Annotated in this window: 30 protein-coding genes and 1 tRNA gene; 3 read left to right on the top strand and 28 right to left on the bottom strand. The window is 40.0% G+C overall.

Features of this window, described 5'->3' with window-relative positions:
* Nucleotide 1: 1 nt before the first annotated feature.
* The 27 genes from EHW90_RS00140 to EHW90_RS00025 all read right to left on the bottom strand — a co-directional run bounded on the left by EHW90_RS00140 (nucleotide 2) and on the right by EHW90_RS00025 (nucleotide 13,856).
* Entirely contained in the window at nucleotides 2-481 is a 480-nt protein-coding gene (locus EHW90_RS00140) for a phage terminase small subunit P27 family (protein ID WP_124950258.1), read from the bottom strand.
* 157 nt (nucleotides 482-638) lie between these two features.
* Nucleotides 639-1,055, bottom strand: a complete 417-nt coding sequence (locus EHW90_RS00135) for a hypothetical protein (RefSeq protein WP_124950256.1) — start codon at nucleotides 1,053-1,055, stop codon at nucleotides 639-641.
* Nucleotides 1,056-1,224: 169 nt separating this feature from the next.
* Nucleotides 1,225-1,638, bottom strand: a complete 414-nt coding sequence (locus EHW90_RS00130; protein WP_124950254.1) for a DUF1492 domain-containing protein — start codon at nucleotides 1,636-1,638, stop codon at nucleotides 1,225-1,227.
* Entirely contained in the window at nucleotides 1,638-1,865 is a 228-nt protein-coding gene (locus tag EHW90_RS13330) for a hypothetical protein (RefSeq protein ID WP_207667023.1), read from the bottom strand. The genes EHW90_RS00130 and EHW90_RS13330 overlap by 1 nt, the downstream gene beginning before the upstream one ends.
* Nucleotides 1,866-1,991: 126 nt before the next feature.
* The gene (locus EHW90_RS00120) at nucleotides 1,992-2,264 is read right to left on the bottom strand and encodes a hypothetical protein (protein WP_124950250.1); all 273 of its coding nucleotides are present in this window, start codon (nucleotides 2,262-2,264) and stop codon (nucleotides 1,992-1,994) included.
* Nucleotides 2,258-2,512: a hypothetical protein gene (locus EHW90_RS00115; RefSeq protein ID WP_124950248.1), complete on the bottom strand. Its 255-nt coding sequence runs from the start codon at nucleotides 2,510-2,512 to the stop codon at nucleotides 2,258-2,260. Before EHW90_RS00115 ends, EHW90_RS00120 begins: the two co-directional genes overlap by 7 nt.
* A complete protein-coding gene (locus tag EHW90_RS13365) occupies nucleotides 2,484-2,927 on the bottom strand; it encodes a hypothetical protein (protein WP_243113870.1) in 444 nt (147 codons plus the stop codon). Before EHW90_RS13365 ends, EHW90_RS00115 begins: the two co-directional genes overlap by 29 nt.
* Before the next feature lie 113 nt (nucleotides 2,928-3,040).
* Entirely contained in the window at nucleotides 3,041-3,580 is a 540-nt protein-coding gene (locus EHW90_RS00105; RefSeq protein ID WP_243113869.1) for a hypothetical protein, read from the bottom strand.
* Nucleotides 3,581-3,763: 183 nt separating this feature from the next.
* On the bottom strand, nucleotides 3,764-4,750 hold the full coding sequence (locus tag EHW90_RS00100; RefSeq protein WP_124950246.1) for an N-6 DNA methylase: 987 nt from the start codon (nucleotides 4,748-4,750) through the stop codon (nucleotides 3,764-3,766).
* The gene (locus tag EHW90_RS13605) at nucleotides 4,716-5,228 is read right to left on the bottom strand and encodes an N-6 DNA methylase (protein WP_124950244.1); all 513 of its coding nucleotides are present in this window, start codon (nucleotides 5,226-5,228) and stop codon (nucleotides 4,716-4,718) included. The genes EHW90_RS00100 and EHW90_RS13605 overlap by 35 nt, the downstream gene beginning before the upstream one ends.
* Nucleotides 5,229-5,444 carry a hypothetical protein gene (locus EHW90_RS00090; RefSeq protein ID WP_124950242.1) on the bottom strand — a complete coding sequence of 72 codons (216 nt, stop codon included), beginning with the start codon at nucleotides 5,442-5,444 and terminating at the stop codon, nucleotides 5,229-5,231.
* Nucleotides 5,437-5,760: a hypothetical protein gene (locus EHW90_RS00085; RefSeq protein ID WP_124950240.1), complete on the bottom strand. Its 324-nt coding sequence runs from the start codon at nucleotides 5,758-5,760 to the stop codon at nucleotides 5,437-5,439. The genes EHW90_RS00090 and EHW90_RS00085 overlap by 8 nt, the downstream gene beginning before the upstream one ends.
* A 49-nt stretch (nucleotides 5,761-5,809) precedes the next feature.
* Nucleotides 5,810-6,274, bottom strand: coding sequence for a hypothetical protein (locus tag EHW90_RS00080; RefSeq protein ID WP_124950238.1), 465 nt, complete (start codon nucleotides 6,272-6,274; stop codon nucleotides 5,810-5,812).
* Nucleotides 6,275-6,327: 53 nt separating this feature from the next.
* Nucleotides 6,328-6,645 (bottom strand): DUF4406 domain-containing protein, encoded by a 318-nt coding sequence (locus EHW90_RS00075; protein WP_124950236.1) that lies wholly within the window; start codon nucleotides 6,643-6,645, stop codon nucleotides 6,328-6,330.
* A complete protein-coding gene (locus EHW90_RS00070) occupies nucleotides 6,642-7,574 on the bottom strand; it encodes a phosphoadenosine phosphosulfate reductase family protein (protein ID WP_167456739.1) in 933 nt (310 codons plus the stop codon). The genes EHW90_RS00075 and EHW90_RS00070 overlap by 4 nt, the downstream gene beginning before the upstream one ends.
* 158 nt (nucleotides 7,575-7,732) lie before the next feature.
* A complete protein-coding gene (locus tag EHW90_RS00065; RefSeq protein WP_124950231.1) occupies nucleotides 7,733-8,158 on the bottom strand; it encodes a RusA family crossover junction endodeoxyribonuclease in 426 nt (141 codons plus the stop codon).
* Complete coding sequence (locus tag EHW90_RS00060; protein WP_124950229.1) at nucleotides 8,151-9,047, bottom strand: hypothetical protein; 897 nt, start codon at nucleotides 9,045-9,047, stop codon at nucleotides 8,151-8,153. The genes EHW90_RS00065 and EHW90_RS00060 overlap by 8 nt, the downstream gene beginning before the upstream one ends.
* A 308-nt stretch (nucleotides 9,048-9,355) precedes the next feature.
* Nucleotides 9,356-10,273 (bottom strand): recombinase RecT, encoded by a 918-nt coding sequence (locus tag EHW90_RS00055; protein WP_124950227.1) that lies wholly within the window; start codon nucleotides 10,271-10,273, stop codon nucleotides 9,356-9,358.
* 2 nt (nucleotides 10,274-10,275) lie between these two features.
* Entirely contained in the window at nucleotides 10,276-11,100 is an 825-nt protein-coding gene (locus EHW90_RS00050) for a DUF1351 domain-containing protein (RefSeq protein WP_124950225.1), read from the bottom strand.
* Between the two features lie 49 nt (nucleotides 11,101-11,149).
* Nucleotides 11,150-11,797, bottom strand: coding sequence for a YqaJ viral recombinase family protein (locus EHW90_RS00045; RefSeq protein ID WP_124950223.1), 648 nt, complete (start codon nucleotides 11,795-11,797; stop codon nucleotides 11,150-11,152).
* 2 nt (nucleotides 11,798-11,799) lie between these two features.
* Nucleotides 11,800-12,042 carry an XRE family transcriptional regulator gene (locus tag EHW90_RS00040; RefSeq protein WP_124950221.1) on the bottom strand — a complete coding sequence of 81 codons (243 nt, stop codon included), beginning with the start codon at nucleotides 12,040-12,042 and terminating at the stop codon, nucleotides 11,800-11,802.
* Nucleotides 12,002-12,157 (bottom strand): hypothetical protein, encoded by a 156-nt coding sequence (locus EHW90_RS13240; protein WP_207667022.1) that lies wholly within the window; start codon nucleotides 12,155-12,157, stop codon nucleotides 12,002-12,004. Before EHW90_RS13240 ends, EHW90_RS00040 begins: the two co-directional genes overlap by 41 nt.
* 17 nt (nucleotides 12,158-12,174) lie before the next feature.
* Nucleotides 12,175-12,456, bottom strand: a complete 282-nt coding sequence (locus tag EHW90_RS00035) for a hypothetical protein (RefSeq protein ID WP_124950219.1) — start codon at nucleotides 12,454-12,456, stop codon at nucleotides 12,175-12,177.
* Between the two features lie 8 nt (nucleotides 12,457-12,464).
* Entirely contained in the window at nucleotides 12,465-13,214 is a 750-nt protein-coding gene (locus EHW90_RS00030) for a phage antirepressor KilAC domain-containing protein (protein ID WP_124950217.1), read from the bottom strand.
* Entirely contained in the window at nucleotides 13,211-13,369 is a 159-nt protein-coding gene (locus EHW90_RS13235) for a hypothetical protein (protein WP_167456737.1), read from the bottom strand. Before EHW90_RS13235 ends, EHW90_RS00030 begins: the two co-directional genes overlap by 4 nt.
* A gap of 10 nt (nucleotides 13,370-13,379) precedes the next feature.
* Nucleotides 13,380-13,532, bottom strand: a complete 153-nt coding sequence (locus EHW90_RS13230) for a hypothetical protein (RefSeq protein ID WP_167456736.1) — start codon at nucleotides 13,530-13,532, stop codon at nucleotides 13,380-13,382.
* Between the two features lie 51 nt (nucleotides 13,533-13,583).
* On the bottom strand, nucleotides 13,584-13,856 hold the full coding sequence (locus EHW90_RS00025; protein WP_124950215.1) for a hypothetical protein: 273 nt from the start codon (nucleotides 13,854-13,856) through the stop codon (nucleotides 13,584-13,586).
* A 169-nt stretch (nucleotides 13,857-14,025) separates the two neighbouring features.
* Here EHW90_RS00025 and EHW90_RS00020 point away from each other — a divergent pair, with 169 nt between their 5' ends.
* From EHW90_RS00020 to EHW90_RS00010, 3 genes are all read left to right on the top strand, one after another.
* On the top strand, nucleotides 14,026-14,406 hold the full coding sequence (locus EHW90_RS00020) for a helix-turn-helix domain-containing protein (protein WP_124950213.1): 381 nt from the start codon (nucleotides 14,026-14,028) through the stop codon (nucleotides 14,404-14,406).
* Nucleotides 14,407-14,641: 235 nt separating this feature from the next.
* Complete coding sequence (locus EHW90_RS00015; RefSeq protein ID WP_124950211.1) at nucleotides 14,642-15,502, top strand: hypothetical protein; 861 nt, start codon at nucleotides 14,642-14,644, stop codon at nucleotides 15,500-15,502.
* A 195-nt stretch (nucleotides 15,503-15,697) separates the two neighbouring features.
* Nucleotides 15,698-16,732: a site-specific integrase gene (locus tag EHW90_RS00010; protein WP_124950209.1), complete on the top strand. Its 1,035-nt coding sequence runs from the start codon at nucleotides 15,698-15,700 to the stop codon at nucleotides 16,730-16,732.
* 33 nt (nucleotides 16,733-16,765) lie between these two features.
* Here EHW90_RS00010 and EHW90_RS00005 read toward each other — a convergent pair.
* Nucleotides 16,766-16,838: transfer RNA gene (locus tag EHW90_RS00005), tRNA-Gly, on the bottom strand.
* Nucleotides 16,839-16,969: the final 131 nt, after the last annotated feature.

The raw sequence follows: 16,969 nt of genomic DNA, 5'->3' as shown, positions 1-16,969 counted from the left end.
TCTATATATCCCCGAACATCTGCACGAGGTTTTCCTCTTGTCCTTTTGCCTTTTCTGCTGCAATCTTCAGCCTTGAACTTGCAGACATTCCAAGGGCATTGCCGGAGGTCTCCATATCTTTCTTTGCCTGCTCAAGGATTGCATAGATGGGGTTAGGCTTTTCGCCTGAGCTTGTCTTCACCGTCGGAGTGAAATCCTTTTTCTTGGTCTCCTTTAGCGCCTGCAAGTACATAGAGTAAGCATTGGCATAGACAATCATTGCATTACGGTCTAAATTGCCTATTATGTCGATGCTCTCCAAATTTTTCTTTATTCGCCCATATTCCTTTTTGGCTGTAGCATCTAAAAAGACCGAAGTGGGCACTTTGTCAAGTTCGTCCCCCTCGGTCTTAATTAATGACTCTTCATATTCTCTTTTTGCCCTGACATCCTTTTTTATATTGCCAGTTTGCATCGATATTATTTTTCTCGGCCTACCCATTCGCCCTCCTTCCTGCTCCTACCGCGAACGAAATTGTCCACTTTTGGCGACTTTTTAGAAATTTACGTGTTGAAAACTGGGGCAGCGGTCATTGGGAATTGTCTGAAAACTTCCCCGATACCCCCTACCCCTCGCGGTGTATCTCATCTCATAAGCTTTAGTATGCTATCTTTTTCACTAAACTTCTAAGCAAAGCTTGTGTCTCTACCTTGCTTGCCTCACTCTTTCTGTACAGCGCATGAATTTCATCATGACTTGACCTTGACAAGGGTATCAGATTATCTTCTACGTAGAAGAGTGTAGGGTCGTCCTCTGCCGTGACTATATGATGTACAGTAGTAGCGTATTCAATTCGGCCATGCAAAAAAGCCCAAGGATCTAAACCTTGATACCTTGCTATTATGACCTTGCGTAGTGCTTGCCACCTACCGCCTTTATATAGCGCCCTTGTTCCCGTCGGCTGCGGGTAGTCCCTTTTAAAATTACACCCGCATTTTTTTCCCGCCTCGTATCTTTGTCCACAATGCGAGCATCTTTTATATATCATCTTTGTACCTCCACTTTTATACAACAAAAAGCGCCCTTGCTCATAGGGCGCTTTCTCGAAACATTAGGGGGAACATGTAACTGTAACTCAATAAAAAAAGAAAAAGGTAGTCAAAGCTTTGCTTCTTTGACGTCTACAGTATAGCACTGTCAAGCGGTGCATTGCGATGTTCTAATTAAAAAAGCAATACCACATCTTATATGCAATGCCTTTTTTCAAAATCCTTTAGTGCTCTTTTATGTAGCACTAAAGTCCACCTTTTTTCATATCCAAGCTTGTCAGCGATATCGCTAAAGCTTGCGCCCTTCATGTACCTCATCATTAAAAGAAGCTTATAGCGATCGTCTTCAATATCGTCTATCTCTTCTTCTATCTTACGATAAAGAGATGTGTATCTGCTTGCCTGCTCCTCAATTTCTTCTCTAAGTTCCGCCATTTTTATAATAATGTTCTGTGTCTTAGTGTTATCGGGGCTTGTTTCGACTTTGCAATCGTTCAAAGCACTTGTGACCTTTGTGGCAAGTGCCATAAGCCTCTCACGCTCTGTAGTCTTTACTTGTATAAGCTTTTCGATGCTTATAAGTTGATTAAGATATTCTTTTGCAGTCATTACCAACCTCCAAATACGGCATTTAAACACTTTTCTAAAGACTCAAAAAAGTTCTCTACATCTTTTATACACCATTCTTCTATATGCCCTGCCCGTTTTGCCCGTGCTTTAGTTCTTACTTCTTCTTTTTTTATTTCATCCTTCCCTTCCTCGATTGCTTTTGATGCAAAAATTTCATACATGTGTCTAGTCGCTTTTCTATTTGAAAAAAGTACACTTTTTCCCATATAGTCGTGACAAAATCCCTTTTCTTTTAATAGTTCTTGATTTATTTTCACATTTTTTCGCTTATTTGTGCATACCTTCCACCTACTTGTCTGATATGCGCAAGTCTCGCAATTCTTGTCCATCTCTCACCTCTCTTTTTTCAGCATATCTGCTTTTATTAAATCGTACAAAATATCTATAGCTGTACGATCGCTTCTGAACCTGCAATTTGGCCTTTCATGTATCCTTGAATCGTCTTTTCGCCACTCTTCAATCGCGAAACATTTCGGACTGACAAAAATAAATTCACACCCTCTTGCAACGCATAAATAATAGCATTGCAAATCTCTAGGAATTCCCCTGCACAGCTTAAATCCGAATTTTTCAAACTCTTTCACATCTACATTTGGTATCAACATTCCAACTCCTTTTCCAAGGCCATCAATATGACTTCCACCCTCTTTTTGCCTAGACCCTTTATACTTAAAAGAACCTTTTGTATTTCCGTTATATCTATCCCCGGCACTGACTCTGTACCGGCTTTAAAACCATCCATGTAGGCATTTTTATAAATGTTTTGCAAGTATAAATTCATTTGGTTATGGTCCTTCTTTTTGATGTTCTGATATTCCTTGCGGTTAATTACTATGTCTTTTTGTATCGCCATCTCTTACTCCTCCTATCTCTATCTTGTCCAATTCCCCTGATAGCACTAAAGCTGTGGCCTCGACTATCACACTAAACAGCACCATATCAAGCTCACTCCAACTTATGCCTTTTTTCTGACCCGCAGTCTTCTGCGTAGTCAGAGCTATAAGTTTATATACATATTCTTTCAAGGCTGGTATATTTGTTTTCTGACCTTTTGTCATTAAGAAATGCCACATTGCATCCTTTAAGCCATCTGCTGGATTAGTCATGTTTTTTTTCGCCTCTGCATCTAAATCTTCAAACGCTTTTATATACTTGTCTCTTATCATCTTGAGCGCTTCAACTATGTCGCTACGAACATCATCTTCATCGTAACATCTACCGATTTCAAATTTTGCATCTATAACTCCTGAAATATCACGATCCCTCACGCATATAATGCAATTACGCCTGCGCTCTATCAGTTCTATAACCTTTTGTAACTCCTCAGCTTTCGATATAGTCTCATATTTCTTTTTTTTGTATTTTGATAAGTTCTTTTAAATTATCTTCCATCATTTTCACCCCACTGCTCCGCCATAGCCTTTGCTATGCCCGGAAATGTCTTGCTTCTGACTGCTGCTTTATTCTTCTGCCCCTGTACTTCATGCCAACAACCCGCTTTTCCATTTGACCATCTGCCGTATAATTCGGCATTATTAGGCTTATCTAAGTTGTTGCCCTGCAAGGGTTTCAATCCTTTTAGCCACAAGCATGTCCTTTTTGTCACGTAATTTTCTTTATCATCTACACTTTCGGCAAATTGGTACGGCTCAATTATTTGGTCGGGTTTTCTGTATACAGTGTTCATTACTCCAACCGGATTTTCTATCGCTACCTTTTCGCAATCCGAATTTGCGAATTTCATAAAGAATTCTTGCGCCTGTATCCTCTTTGCCGTCCTTGCGTTGATTTGCTCAAGTGTGGCGCCCTTCAAGCTGTGGCTTCTTGTCGCTGCATTGCTCAAGTAAGTACAAGGCGGATGTGCAATTATTAAATTCCACTTATCTACATTGTGAGCGCTTCCGTCCTCTGTCTCAAACATCTGCCCCCCCCCTCAAAATTTCCAGGCAATCGCCTTTTATATGCCATTCCGGATGTCCGCCGTATTGGTCTTCTATGTCACAGCTGTAAGCTTCGTGCCCTAATGCTCTAAACTCTTTACAGACCGTCTGACTACATTCGCAAGCTACCAATACATTCATTTTTCTCTCTCCTCTATCTTATCCTATTCGACTTGTATTTTTCCTTGCATTAGATCCGGCAGTAGCGCATCTCTAAATTCTGCCAAAATCTTATTTTCTTCGTTGTTCAAAAACATTATATGCTGCTTCCACATTGATACAAATACGGTAAGCAATTCGGGAAACGCTTTGTCGCTTCTACATTCGATTTTAAAAATTGCAGACTTTGTAAGAGATATATAATCTTCTTTATCCGCTTTTTCGCCCACTACTTCGAAGCTTTTACTAATGTCACTTTCTTTTTTATTTGCGTATGCATTATATAGTCCTAAAGTTTTGGCTAATGTTTCGTTAATCGTTATTTTAAGCGCGTTTTTGTTCTGTATTACGCGGTTATAGTCGCTTGCTATGTCTTTATAACTTCTGTGTACCTCTTCCACCTCGGCAGATGTTATGTAGTCCTGTGGCCTTATTGAGTAGCCTTTACTTGCTATTGCGTCTATGCTTACGCATTTAGATATCCCTTCTACATCCCTACATTTTTTTATAATGTCATCTATCTTCTCTATAGCCTCATCATTTAATACATTAACTTCTTTTTTGTATACTCTGCCTTCATGTGAAGCTCCGCCAAATTGTCCTCTTTGCTCCCTGATCTCTTTTTCTGCCATTTCTCTCGCGTCTACAAAAACAACTTTCGTAGTAGTCTTATTTTTATTAAAAGACAAGACGCAAATAGGTATACTTGTAGACTCAAACATGTCACCGGGCAGTAATACGACCGTTTCAAGGTAATTTTCACTTACAAGCATTTTTATTATGTCGCTTTCTAATTGCTTTGGACTCAACACTGAAAGCGGCAGTAAAAAGCAAGACTTATCAGCTAAGTTTACACCTGTAAGTATAAAAGCATAATTTGCATTGTTTTTCGGTGGTATACCATAGCCCATAAATCTTTGGTCGAACCCTGCCATACTTGGTGGCTCCCACTTTAGGTTATACGGCGGATTTGATAGCAATACACTTCCCATACTTTTCTCCCTTCTTTACTTCCCAGCTTTCATATACTTCATTTTTCAATACATCCGCTCTCATCACTGCAGCCTCGATGTTTCTTATTGCTAAGTTGTACAGCAGATATGGGATTACATTCCCGTCTAATTCGTATAGCAAAAATCTTTGATTGTGATTTTCATTCCACTTCTGAATAGTCAATGCTCCACTGCCTGCACAAAGGTCTATTACAGTATCTCCATTCCCAGATAATTTGGCCAAAAGCTTTCCTAGGCTTGCCGGTGTGTAGTCTTGTTTCTTTTCTTTGCGGTCCGCTTCATGATATTGATAAATCTTCTGTAACCAATCCTTTGACAAGTCGCCATTTACAGCCTCCTCAAAGGCCATCATTTTATCATAGTTATCAAGATTTTTAGCCAATGCAGATCCTAAGTCTTTTACTTCTGTAATCTCAAAAATCTCTAGCACTTTTGCCTTTAATTCGCTTAACTCCAATTACTCATACCTCCTCCTACTCTCTTTATGTACAAGCTTAACTCTGTCGCCAAGCCTAAAACCTGCAAGCTCCACGATGTACTTAATATGCTGTACAAGCTTATCGTGTTCGGCCTGCTCCTTCATCTTTCTTTTCTTTGTTTCTTCTATTGCCATAATTGCCTTGTAAGCTGTGCTATCTTTATAGCCTTCAGCATTGTAAAAATCACTACTCATTTGCCTCCTCTTCCGCCTCCGTCAGCATTTCCTGTATCTCTTTTACATATTTCAGCGCCTCAGCGTTTCTTTGCATTATTCTCTTATGCATCACCTCTGTAGACATTTTTGCTATATCTACAAAATCGGAAGTGGACAAGCAAGGGCGGAACTCTCCTCCTTGCCATCCCTCAGCACTGAAGGTGACACAAATATTCGCATTTTGCATCCATTCTTCCAGTATTTCTATGTCCGAGTGTGTTACTTCGATTTGGTTTAACTCAAATGTAATTTTACTAAGCAACTCCCAAACTTTTTTAGCTTTATCATTTTTCATTTCTCACCTCACACATAACATTTTTTTGTATTTCAATTTGCTTCAACATCTACCTTTTTCGCGTAACCATTACTAAGCCTAAATATTCTTTTGCTCCTTTTACGTAGACAACTGTATCGCAATCTTTATTTACGTAATATCTTATGCCTTGGCCAAAAGGTTTTAATAGACTCTCATCCACAAAGATTGTTTTTCCGTCAGGTGTCTTAAGCTCTTTTAGTTGTATTCCACCTGCTACCTGTTTTATCGTTTTTGTGTCCTTAAGTTCCTCTACATCTTTTATATTTTCAAACATCTTTTTTACTGCAATTCCTACGTCTATAATTGCGAGACTGAATAAGCAATATGTCACAGGTATTAAGAAAATTGATATGTTTTTATACACTACAGGTATATACCTATTCCCATCTATTACGATAAAACCATAAACTTTATAATCCGCCACTTTGCCGGTAAATTTTGACTTGAAAACGTCTTTTATCACATCCGCCTGTAATTTTCCAAAGTCTAGCATTTTTATTTACTCCATATAAGTATTTTTTCATTTTTATGCATATATACTCTTTTTTATATATGTTTTATCTCTCCGCTTGCTCCAAGCTCAAGCACATCTATACCCATTTCTTCAGCAAGACTTTTCTCCATACGCGCGCCTTGCGACTGCTGCCAGCCTTCAAGCATGACCATCTTGTCCGCCATGCCGACCAGTGCAAAGCAAAGAGTCATATACTCTTCATGACTACCGCCCGGCAGCATGTTACCCATCCACATCGGATTTATTACCTCGTCGTTTTTGAAAATATCTCTCACTTGATTTTCGGCTTTTAAAAAATTTAAGTGATAATTTTCAACGCCTGTAATCGGGCCTGATAAATATATTCTCATCCCTTTTTCTCCTCCGCAAAGTCAAACTTCATTTGCCCTTCTATTGTCTTATCTTCAATCCACCATTTAAACACTGATTCAGCATCTTTCCACACTCCGCCGTTTCCATCGCCTTTTCCTCTTTCCTTCCTGACTTCAAGCATTTTTTCAAAAGCTTTTATGTATCGTTCTTTGTATGCGGGAAATGTTAGTATATCTCTTTGTTTTTCTCGTTTATTTGCCAAAGGGCACAATATACAGCCCACTCTACTGTACCCCATATCGTACAGCTCATTGTATGCGATATTATTTTCGTGTATATATTCCCAGATTTCCGCATACGTCCAGTCATATATTGGATTTACAAGTATAGTTTTGTGTTTTCTTGCGGTTGATACTATCACGCAATCCCAAACCTCATTTTGCTCTTTAGCGTCTTTGAATACTTCATCCACATGAGATAAGCTAAAATACTTAGCATCTCTTGTTTTACTGCCCCACGTGGCAAAGGTATCTCTATTTTGTCTTTTAGAAGATTCAGCAGCCCGCACGCCTAATGCGACTACTCTATTCCTCTCCGTCCCTTCTTTGAACACTCCGCAACAATATCTTACAAGCCTTGTAGGAGGTATGCCCTTTTGTGCTATCAGGCTAAACATGTTTACTGGCTTACCTTTGTAGATTGGCATTTTCTTATATGCCTTTATGCCTTTTTCTTTCAGCTCCGCAAAAACCTCGTTTACGTGTCTATTTGTTTGCGGTGCATCAACAGTCGTAATGCTATGAGATACTTCAAAGTCTATGCCCGATTTTATTGCTAGATCCAGCAAGACATCACTATCCTTTCCGCCACTGTATGTGACGACTACAGGCTTATCATAAAAGTCTCTTACTATCTTTTCAGCTGTCTTAAAAGCCTCAATAGCCTTATTTATTTTCTCTTCGTTCACTTTTCTCCTTTCGATTCGCTTTATATACCCCATAATTTTAGCCACAGTATGCCTAGAAGCTATTTTTATTGCCTTAGTGATACTTTTATCTACTGCACTATAAAAACGCCATATAATGCATTTTGTAACGCCATTTAATTTTATAATATCAAATTTTATTAAAGTTCTTTGAGTTGCACCTCTACTCTTGCCGTCTCTGCGTAAGCTTTGTAGACCAAGAGCAAACACACTTGCGCATCATCGTCATAGGCTACGCCGTTAAGCGCATCTAAGATGCTTTTGGCCAAATTGTCAGCGTCTATCTTTTTTGTGTAGCCGATTTCTCCACTAAGCATCTTTTGCCTTTGTTTTTTACTTGTCGACCTTGGCGGCTCGAAATATCCGCGTATAGTCGCACCAATAGTACCTTCCAGCTTCTTTCCGCCTGCTGCTATGTATGACTCTTTTACAAGTCTTTCATACTCTACAGTCTGCCTCGGCGTGTATGTCCTTACCGCTGTGCCTTGTCGTGAAAAACGCGGCCTTTGCTTGCCTAAAGGCTTGCCCGGCACCGTGAAGGCTATATATCTTTTATCTTTAGCCATCTGCTACTCCTTTTAGTTGCTGCATAAATGCTTCTTGCATATCTGCATCTATGTCGTCATTTCTTTGCTCAAAGTTATTGAATTTTGTACCTGCGGACTTTGCAGCAGATGCACTTGCAGGCTTGTACTTGTCTTGCTCTCTTGATAGCCATCCATTTACAAAGCGTTTCATGCCCATTTTCGTTTTTCGCTTTGCAGGATTAGCATCCGACCATCCCACCATCTTTCGCATCTCTTGAGCGATATCTACCGACGGATACAGACTCTTGTACAGGTCTATATCTGCTTGAAAGAAGGGATAGCCCTCTCCCGTATTGGTCAGTATCTCAAATATTGCCTGCTCTTTTTCATCTGTCGCCTGCTTTTCTTTTTTTGGCTCCGCGCAAACATCTACGTCAGTAGATGTATATTCTATTTCTTCTTCTACTTCTACTTCTACTTCAGGCGGTGGGTTACCGTGAGTCACGGTGGGCAACGGTGGGTTACCGTGGGTCACGGTGGGCAACGGTGGGTTACCGTGGGTCACGGTGGAATTGTCAAAACCGTCACAATCCTCTGAACTTGGTGGCTCCGGATACAGCGACCTTTTTGCTTGTATCCTTTGATGTTTTTCCCAGCTTGGGAAGTAAAAATACACCTCTTCGTCGACTCTATAGATTTTCACTAAGCCTTCGTTTTGCAGCTCTTTAAAGCCTGCACTGATACTTTTAGCTGTCACATCCTTTCGCCTTGGAAAGCAAAACCCTTTTACCAAGTCAGGGTCTGCGCTACCTCTTCCGTAATCGTCTACATAAGTGAGTAGATATGTCCAAAGTCTAAACTGAAAATCAGTCAGTCTATTTATTTGTAAATCTGTCCTTATAGTTTCTTTTATCATCCTATTGCCCATATCTTCTCCTTTTTATCATCAAAGAGATAAGCCATACAGCGCTTTTAAGTCGTGACACATATAACCAAACTTAGAAGTATTTAAAGCTTTAAGATTTTGCGGTCAAGTTCTATACAGCCGGCATATCGGGAATGTACTGGACGGTCCTCCATCTGCTTCTTTGTGCTACGCACTGCAGAGGTTGGCCAACACGGCAAGCCCCTACGACCCGGTCGCATTACTGTGATACCTTAAATAATTAAGCGTAAATATTTTTTATTTTAGTTTCGCACCGTGGCTTTATCTCTATGATTTTTTCTTAATCTTGATTACTCAAAAAGCGCATCGCCTATGTTGTCGTCTTCGCCCTCTTCTTTCGCTTCCTCCTGCTTCCTTGTATCCTCTTTCTTTTCTGCACCTTCCTTCTTCTCTGTAGTCTCACTGTCGACCACTTTATCGCTGCTATTTTCTGTATAATTATTCACATCTTCTTCAGTCTCCACATATGACTTACTGCCATCTGAATTTATCACGGCCATATCTGAATCTATAGCAGTTACAAGGTCGATGCTCATGATGCCCCACTTGCTTATCAGCTGTCTGAGCATTGTCTTATAGGCCATACCATCAAAGTCTTTCGACCAGAAAGTATATTGATTGCCTTTCCTTTTATCTGCTGCATATCCGGCAGAGTACTTTATCGCATGAGCCTCCATCTTTGCTTTGCTCCAGTACATCGCCTTTTTAAAGCCGTTTGTATACTCAAACATTGCATAATAGCCGATTGTGTTTGCCTTTTCTCTTTCCTCTTCGTCCTCTATGAGATTAACTTCTATCTCTTCATTAAGCGGATCGTATCGAACAAGCTCACCCTCTTTTATTGCAAGGACATTGATTTTCTTGTACTGTCCCGAACGGATAGCAAGCTGTATATATCCTTTGTAACCAAGTTGGAATTGTGCCACCTTGCCATCCTTGTTATTAAAGGGTACGAGGTAATATTGGCCAAGCTGTGGGCTTGGTGAGAGATTAAGACTCTCTCCAAGCAATGCAGCAGATAGGATACTTGAATTACTGCAGGTCTGTAGTTCCTTATTATTATTTACCGCCGACACTATTGAGCTTATAAAGCGCGTGCCGTTCTTGCTTCCCACAACCTTATTTATCTGCTCCTTGACCGCATCCGCTGTCAGGTATGCTGTGAAGCCTGTCGCCTTCTTCTTTGCTACTAAACTGTTTTGTACCATTTTTAAATCCTCCTGATTTTGATATTATTTAACTTTAGCCATGCAGCTAACATTTTCGCTTCTTTAGCGCTTATATACGCTTCAAATGCGGTCCACTCTCTTTTTACATCTGCAGGTTCTTCCGCTTCTTGCGGATCCGATGCAGCGCCCTTAACTGCTTCTTCCTTTTCCTGCTCTTTTCTCTCTTCTTCAACCTTTTTCTTTTCAGCTATATCCACCATATACTTTGCTTTTTTAAGCGCTGTATTAAGATTTAAGGTCTCTTTGTATACTTCTGTAGCTTCAAAACTGTATTCTTTTAATTCTGCTATAGTCTTGATATCGTGCTTGATAGCATTAAATTTATTACTTATTACAGTCTCAACCATCTTGAGTGACAAGCTCGCATTTAAAAACTTATCTTCAAATATCTGCTCAAAGCCGACAAACTCAAGCTCTTCACCTGCTGCATCCTTCAGCTTCTCAAACAGCGCCTTGACCTCTTCAAGCTTCTTTTGCTTTTTTTCTTCCTCATAGCCTTTGATTTGTGAGTCTATCAAGGCCACAGGCTCCTTTATGACCGCAAGCAGGTCTTTTATTTGTGCTTCAAATTGCTCATAAGGCTGTAAGCACTGCTTTTTTATCTCTTTTCGCTTGCTATCTATCGCGGTCGCCAAGGCATTGAGTTTTGCTCTGTCGGCTTTAGCCTCTTTTATCTGCTCTTCTGTGTATACAAGTCCTTTGTAGTCCTCAAGCTTTTTTACAAGCTCCGCCTTGAGTTCGTCATAATTCCATTCAATTGCTTTTATAAATCCATCTTCACTCGGATTGTATATCTTTAATTCCATAGTTCTCCTTTTTCTTTGCCATTTTCCCGATGTCGGGAAAATAGTATCTTTATATATCAGGAAGTATCAGATCGGGCATCCTTTTAGCCTCCACGCACTTCCAAAACTTCGCTTCTTCCTCCGCTAAATACTCTATATCTCCTTCAACCTCACTTCTTTCGATAAAGTAGTGCTTAGTCTGCAGGTATATCTGACCGCCAAATTCACTCTTTAGCTGTGCCTTAAGTACTACAAAGTCAAATTCAGTGACCATCAGATAATGCAGTACTTGTATAAAGTAATTATCGGGTATCCTATCCTTCCACTTCTCTTTTTGCATACTCTGTAATATGTTTGTTGTCTTTATCTCAAGTATGCCCCTTCTGCCGTCTTCGTCTGTAAGCTCACCGTCAAGGCTTGCGTGGGCAAAAGGATACTTAGAGTTTAAATACATATTATTGTCAAAGTACTGTACTTGATACTGCGGAAAGTCTAATCTGAACAACTCTCTTAGATGCTCCTCCGCCTTTGTACCGTACAGCACATAAGGTTTATCGGATATGTCAGGGCTTTCTTTTTGCCCCGTCTTTTCTAAGTACAAATCGGTATTTGTCTTATAGGGATTCAATCCCACAATTGCGGCGGCATCTGAACCGCCTATCCTGCTTCTATGTTTCAGCCACTCTTCACGATTGGCCAATATCTTTCTTTCTATCATCTTTACTTTAATATCATGCTTGCGACCTGCTCCGCTGTGAAGTCCAGCTTATCCGCTATCGCTCTTAACTCAAACACTGTCATATCCGCCGGGTGGTCTCTTTTATGAGCCACCGTCTTTTCACACTTACCGATAAGGCTTGCAATGTTTTTTGTCTTCAGTCCTTTAAGCTCAAGGCCTGCCAGATATGCAGCCCTAAAGCTTCTATCCATTATCTCCGTCCTTGACGGTGCTAATCTCGGCATTTTTCTCCTCCTCATGTTTTTTTATGACCTGTATGGCCTTTTTTATTTCTGCCACATCTCTGTCATTTCCTTCTTTTTTCTTTTCTTCAAGTAGATTACTGAAAAAATCTATCATCCATTGATGCTTGTAAGTCATTTGATAAGCATCTTTACAAGCATCAGGATGAAGACCACATCGGCCATGCAAAGCCCCGCGAAGGCTACATACATTCTATTTTTAAATGCGCTTAACTCCGCTCGCTGCTTAGATGCAGCGTCATATACAAGCCTGTATTTGCGCTTTAAATCCTCACTATCCATTTTTTGTTTAAAAACTATATTCTCCAAGGCGTTCAAAGCCCTTTCATTTTCTTCCTCTGCTGTACCCCTTGCCAATGTAGGAATCACAACACCTTTTATCATTCTTCCTTCCATGTTTCCTCCTATTTACATAAAAATTTATTTGTGAAATATATCTGTCCTTTCCCTGTGACCTTTGTAGTCTTAGTGACCACGGTCACGCCTTCAGAATTTATATAGCTACTTTCCTTTATCTCAAAGAGACCTTGCTCCATGCTTCTTTGAGTGGGCATGTTTTTACTACTGCCCGATTTCATCAAGAAGCCCTGCTCTCTAAGCCATTCAAAAAGTCGCTTTTGGCCGATGTCGATGCCGTTCTGCTTGATAAGCTTTGCAAGCTCACCGATTAGGATTGATGTGTGGCTTGCCGATACCGCATCGGCAAATAATGCCTTTGGCTTCATTGCGTTATTTTCAACCTCTAATGCTTTCCTTGCTTCCCTCTCTTCTTTTAGCGCCTTGAAAGCTGCTATTGCTATATCCGGATTATCCAGTAGCTCTTCTTTAGCGTATAAACCGTGCTTGCGGATGGTTTTAAGAATTTGCTTTACTTCCCTCTTAAACTCTTTTGCTATCGGCTTCCTGCTCTGCATTAGAACCTCATACAATCCGTCTTCGGTCAGCATAGCTACTGCTCTTCTTTGACCTGCCCTAAGAATTATTGAAGTCAGCTTTTCATCATCATCTATCCCTTTTAGCATTTCCGTTGTGTTGCTATGCTCAATCCACTCTGCAACATCTACGGCTACGAATAGCGGGTTTTCAAAATCTCCATATATTCTGAACTCTTTTCCCAATACTTTCCTTTGCTCTATGAGTTTTAATTCGTTCAAATTATTACCTCCTGTTTTCTAAGTGCGTCAATGGCAATATTCAATGCTTCTACATCATCCGACCACACACTAAATCCTTCTTCGTCTTCTTTTATGTACTCCTTACAATGCTCTCTTAAATCTTCTAATTGCACTATTGCTTCCTCTCTAGTCATTTACCCTCCTTTAGCTTGCCTTTTCCTCTTTATCCTCCGCAATCACTCTTGCCATCTCCATTCCCTCCGCCAATCCAAGCAAGTATTCTTGCTTTTCCTGGCTAAGCTTTGGCAGTGTTGCTTTTAAGATTGCTACAATCTTCTTTGTATCCTTCTTTGTCATCTCTGTACTCCTTTCTACCCCGTAAGGGGCGGGGCTTTATGCCCCTGTTATTTATGAAGCAATCACAGCTTCTGTAATCTCTTCTATAGGCTCAGGGTCTACGGTCGGGGTAGCCCAGTTGCTACCGAAGTAAATAACTTCACCTTGTCCCATATCGCTAATCTTTTTTCTGTACTCTTTGGTTATGTCATCCTCCCACCAATTTGGCTTTGTATAGATAAAAGTCACCGTTTTAGCAGTTCTTTTTACTATCTTGATTTCCACATCCATTCTTCCTTCGTACTTTCTTTCTCTGTAAATCTTTCCTACTTCAAATTTTTTCATTTTTGTTCTCCTTTGTGTTTCCTTTATCTGTATCTTATAGATACATTATAGTATCTGATTTCTACTTTGTCAAGTCTTTTAGTATCTTTTTTCAACTTTTTTCTTGACTTTTATTCTTCTTCTATATATACTGTAGGCATAGGGAAAGAAGAGAAGAAAGGAGGTTGTAATGAACGACAGAATTAAAGAGCTTAGAAAAGAGTTAGGTCTGTCAGGAGAAAAATTCGGCGAAAGAATTGGTGTTAAAAAGGCCGCTATATCTAAGATAGAAAGTGGAGTTGTCGGACTGAGTGACTCAAACATCTTGGCCATCTGCCGTGAATTCAATGTAAATGAAGATTGGTTGAGATATGGCACAGGCGAGATGTTCAAAGATATGACTTTAGATGAAGAAATTATCAGTTTTATCGGCGACATTCAGTGGGATGCGTCTAATACATTTAAAAAAAGATTTGTGTCTGCCATCGCAAAATTAAACGATGAAGAGTGGAAGGTCTTAGAAAAGATTATTACCGTTTGTGCGAATGAAGTAGAAGAAAAAGAGCAATAAAAAAGACCGACATCAGTCAGCCTTAAGCAGATTTTTGACATATAAGAGTATCAATCTTAATTGTCTACGATTTGCAAGCAAGAGCAATCTGCAGAGCTCTTTAAACACTTCCTTATCAGACATTTTCCCCTCCTGTTACCCTGCACAACTAAAATAGCGATGTAATAAATATATCGAATGTTTGTTCGGTTGTCAAGGTGGGGGGTAGGATTTTATAAATTTTTTGGAGGAACATATGAAAAAAGAATTGATAGCCGTGGCTATGGCCATGGTGCTTACAGGATGTGGCGGAGCTGCTGCATCTAATGAGAGTACTACCGACACTACTGTAACAAGTAGCGAGGCAACTTCTGAAGCCGCTACCACAGAGGCTACAAATAAGAAAGAAGAGATGAAAAAGGAATACAGTCTTGACGACCCGATGCGTGTAAATGACGACACTACAGGTAAGTGGAAGCTAAACAGAATGACAAGTGCAACCAATCCTATAGATTTTGCATTTGACTACTATAAGAATTTCATGCAGCCCGACGAAATTCACTTTATAATCAACTTTTCGACAAAGACCACTACTTGTATACAGAATACTGCAGGAATGCTTTATGTAAGAGTTATGGAGCATATAGATAAAGAAGAAGTATCCGCAAAAACACTCGGAAAAGGTACACTTCTACAAGAAAAGTATTTTAATGCCGAGACTGGCGAACCTTATGAGGCAAGTGCATCAAGTGATGTTGCCCCTGTCTCAAGCGATGAACTTGTGGCAAAAGTAAATGAGATACTTCCTGACCACATGACCCCGGGGGCAGAATTAAAAAGCGTTACTATGAATGATAAAAATCTTTCTATAGCAGTAGACCTAACTCATGTAAATGATAATAGCAAGATACAACTGCCTATAGACGCAATAGCCGAAACTTCTGTGTCTGATATAACAGATCCGATACTTGACTTAGGTGATGAATATTTCAATGCATGGGATACGATAACTCTTGATTTTGGAGAGTACGGACACGCAACTTTTAGCAAGTCGGATGTGGCGGCAAATGCAGCAGGTAAATATTTCTCTTATGACGGTGATATCTTGCAAAAGTAACTTATTTTAAACAATATTAAAACTAAAAAGAACCCCCGTACGCCAATACGGAGGCTCTCAAGGATTAGCCACTTGCGTGGCCGCGCCTAATCTTAAATCAACTGCGATATTCGCAAATAAATATCAGTTATTATTATACCATTTAGGCAGGCACCTCGCAAGAGGCGTTATTTTTATACTCAAAAGGAGGTCTAAATGGCTACAGCAAAGAAACTACCGTCGGGCAGTTACAGATGCCAAATCTATGATTATACGGACGATAAAGGGAAAAAGCATTACAAGTCCTTCACGGCAAAAACAAAAAAGGAAGCAGAGCATATGGCCACAGCTTACAAGCTTGATAATGTAGATGTATCTAAAAATTCAGATATAAAGCTTGAAGATGCAATGCTCAATTATTGCAATATGAAATCTAATATCTTGTCGCCTACTACTTTAGTAAATTACAAGCGACTTATATATAATGCTTTTGAAGGCTACTTGCGACTTCCTTTAAGCAAATTTACGCCGGATCTGATACAAAGGTGGGTAAATTCTTATGCCGTCGGTAGAAGTCCAAAGACGGTAAAAAACGCTTACGGCTTCTTGTATGCAGTCCTTAAAGCCTACTATCCGAATATGCATATAAATGTAAGCTTGCCACAAAGAATAAAGCCTCGGCTATATGTGCCTACAGATGCGGATATAAAGGCTATCATAGAGTACTGCAAAGAAAAGGACAGAGACATGCTCATAGCTGTATACCTTGCAGCGTTTGGCACTCTCAGACGCTCTGAGGTGTGTGCATTGACTGCAGAGGATGTAGAGGGCGGTATAATACATATAAATAAGGCGCTTGTATATACAGAAGGCAAGGACTGGACAATCAAGACCACAAAGACAACATCAAGCACGCGTGATATAGATATGCCTGGCTACATAATTAAAGAGTTGCCCACGACCGGCAAGCTTGTAGATCTGAACCCTAATCAGATTACACATCGCTTTGCTAAGATACTAAGAGATTTAGAGATACAGTCTTTCAGATTTCACGACTTAAGGCATTACGCTGCAAGTATGATGCACGCCATAGGTGTGCCGGATGTGTATATCATGCAGCGCGGCGGTTGGGCATCAGACGGCACACTAAAGAATATATATAGAGGCGTTATGGACGACTACAATGAAAGATTTACAAGCAAGGTGCTTGAACACATCAAAAATATATCACACGAAATATCACACAAATAAAAAGAACCCTTGAATATTCAAGGGTTTTAGTTAAGCGCGAGACGGGACTCGAACCCGCGACCCCGACCTTGGCAAGGTCGTACTCCACCAACTGAGCCACTCGCGCATACAACTATTATATCAATATAATAAATACTTGTAAAGATGTGTCTTCAAAACTGCCTACCAAACTACATTTCTCACTTGGCGAAGAGCTTGTCTCAAGCCTTAGTGAGAAAGTACACCTCAAATTCGCTT

Origin of the sequence: Lachnoanaerobaculum orale (genome assembly GCF_003862485.1) — a bacterium.
Taxonomy (GTDB): domain Bacteria; phylum Bacillota; class Clostridia; order Lachnospirales; family Lachnospiraceae; genus Lachnoanaerobaculum; species Lachnoanaerobaculum orale.
The sequence above is the reverse complement of the archived record's forward strand: the minus strand, read 5'-3'. Positions and strand labels throughout refer to the sequence as shown.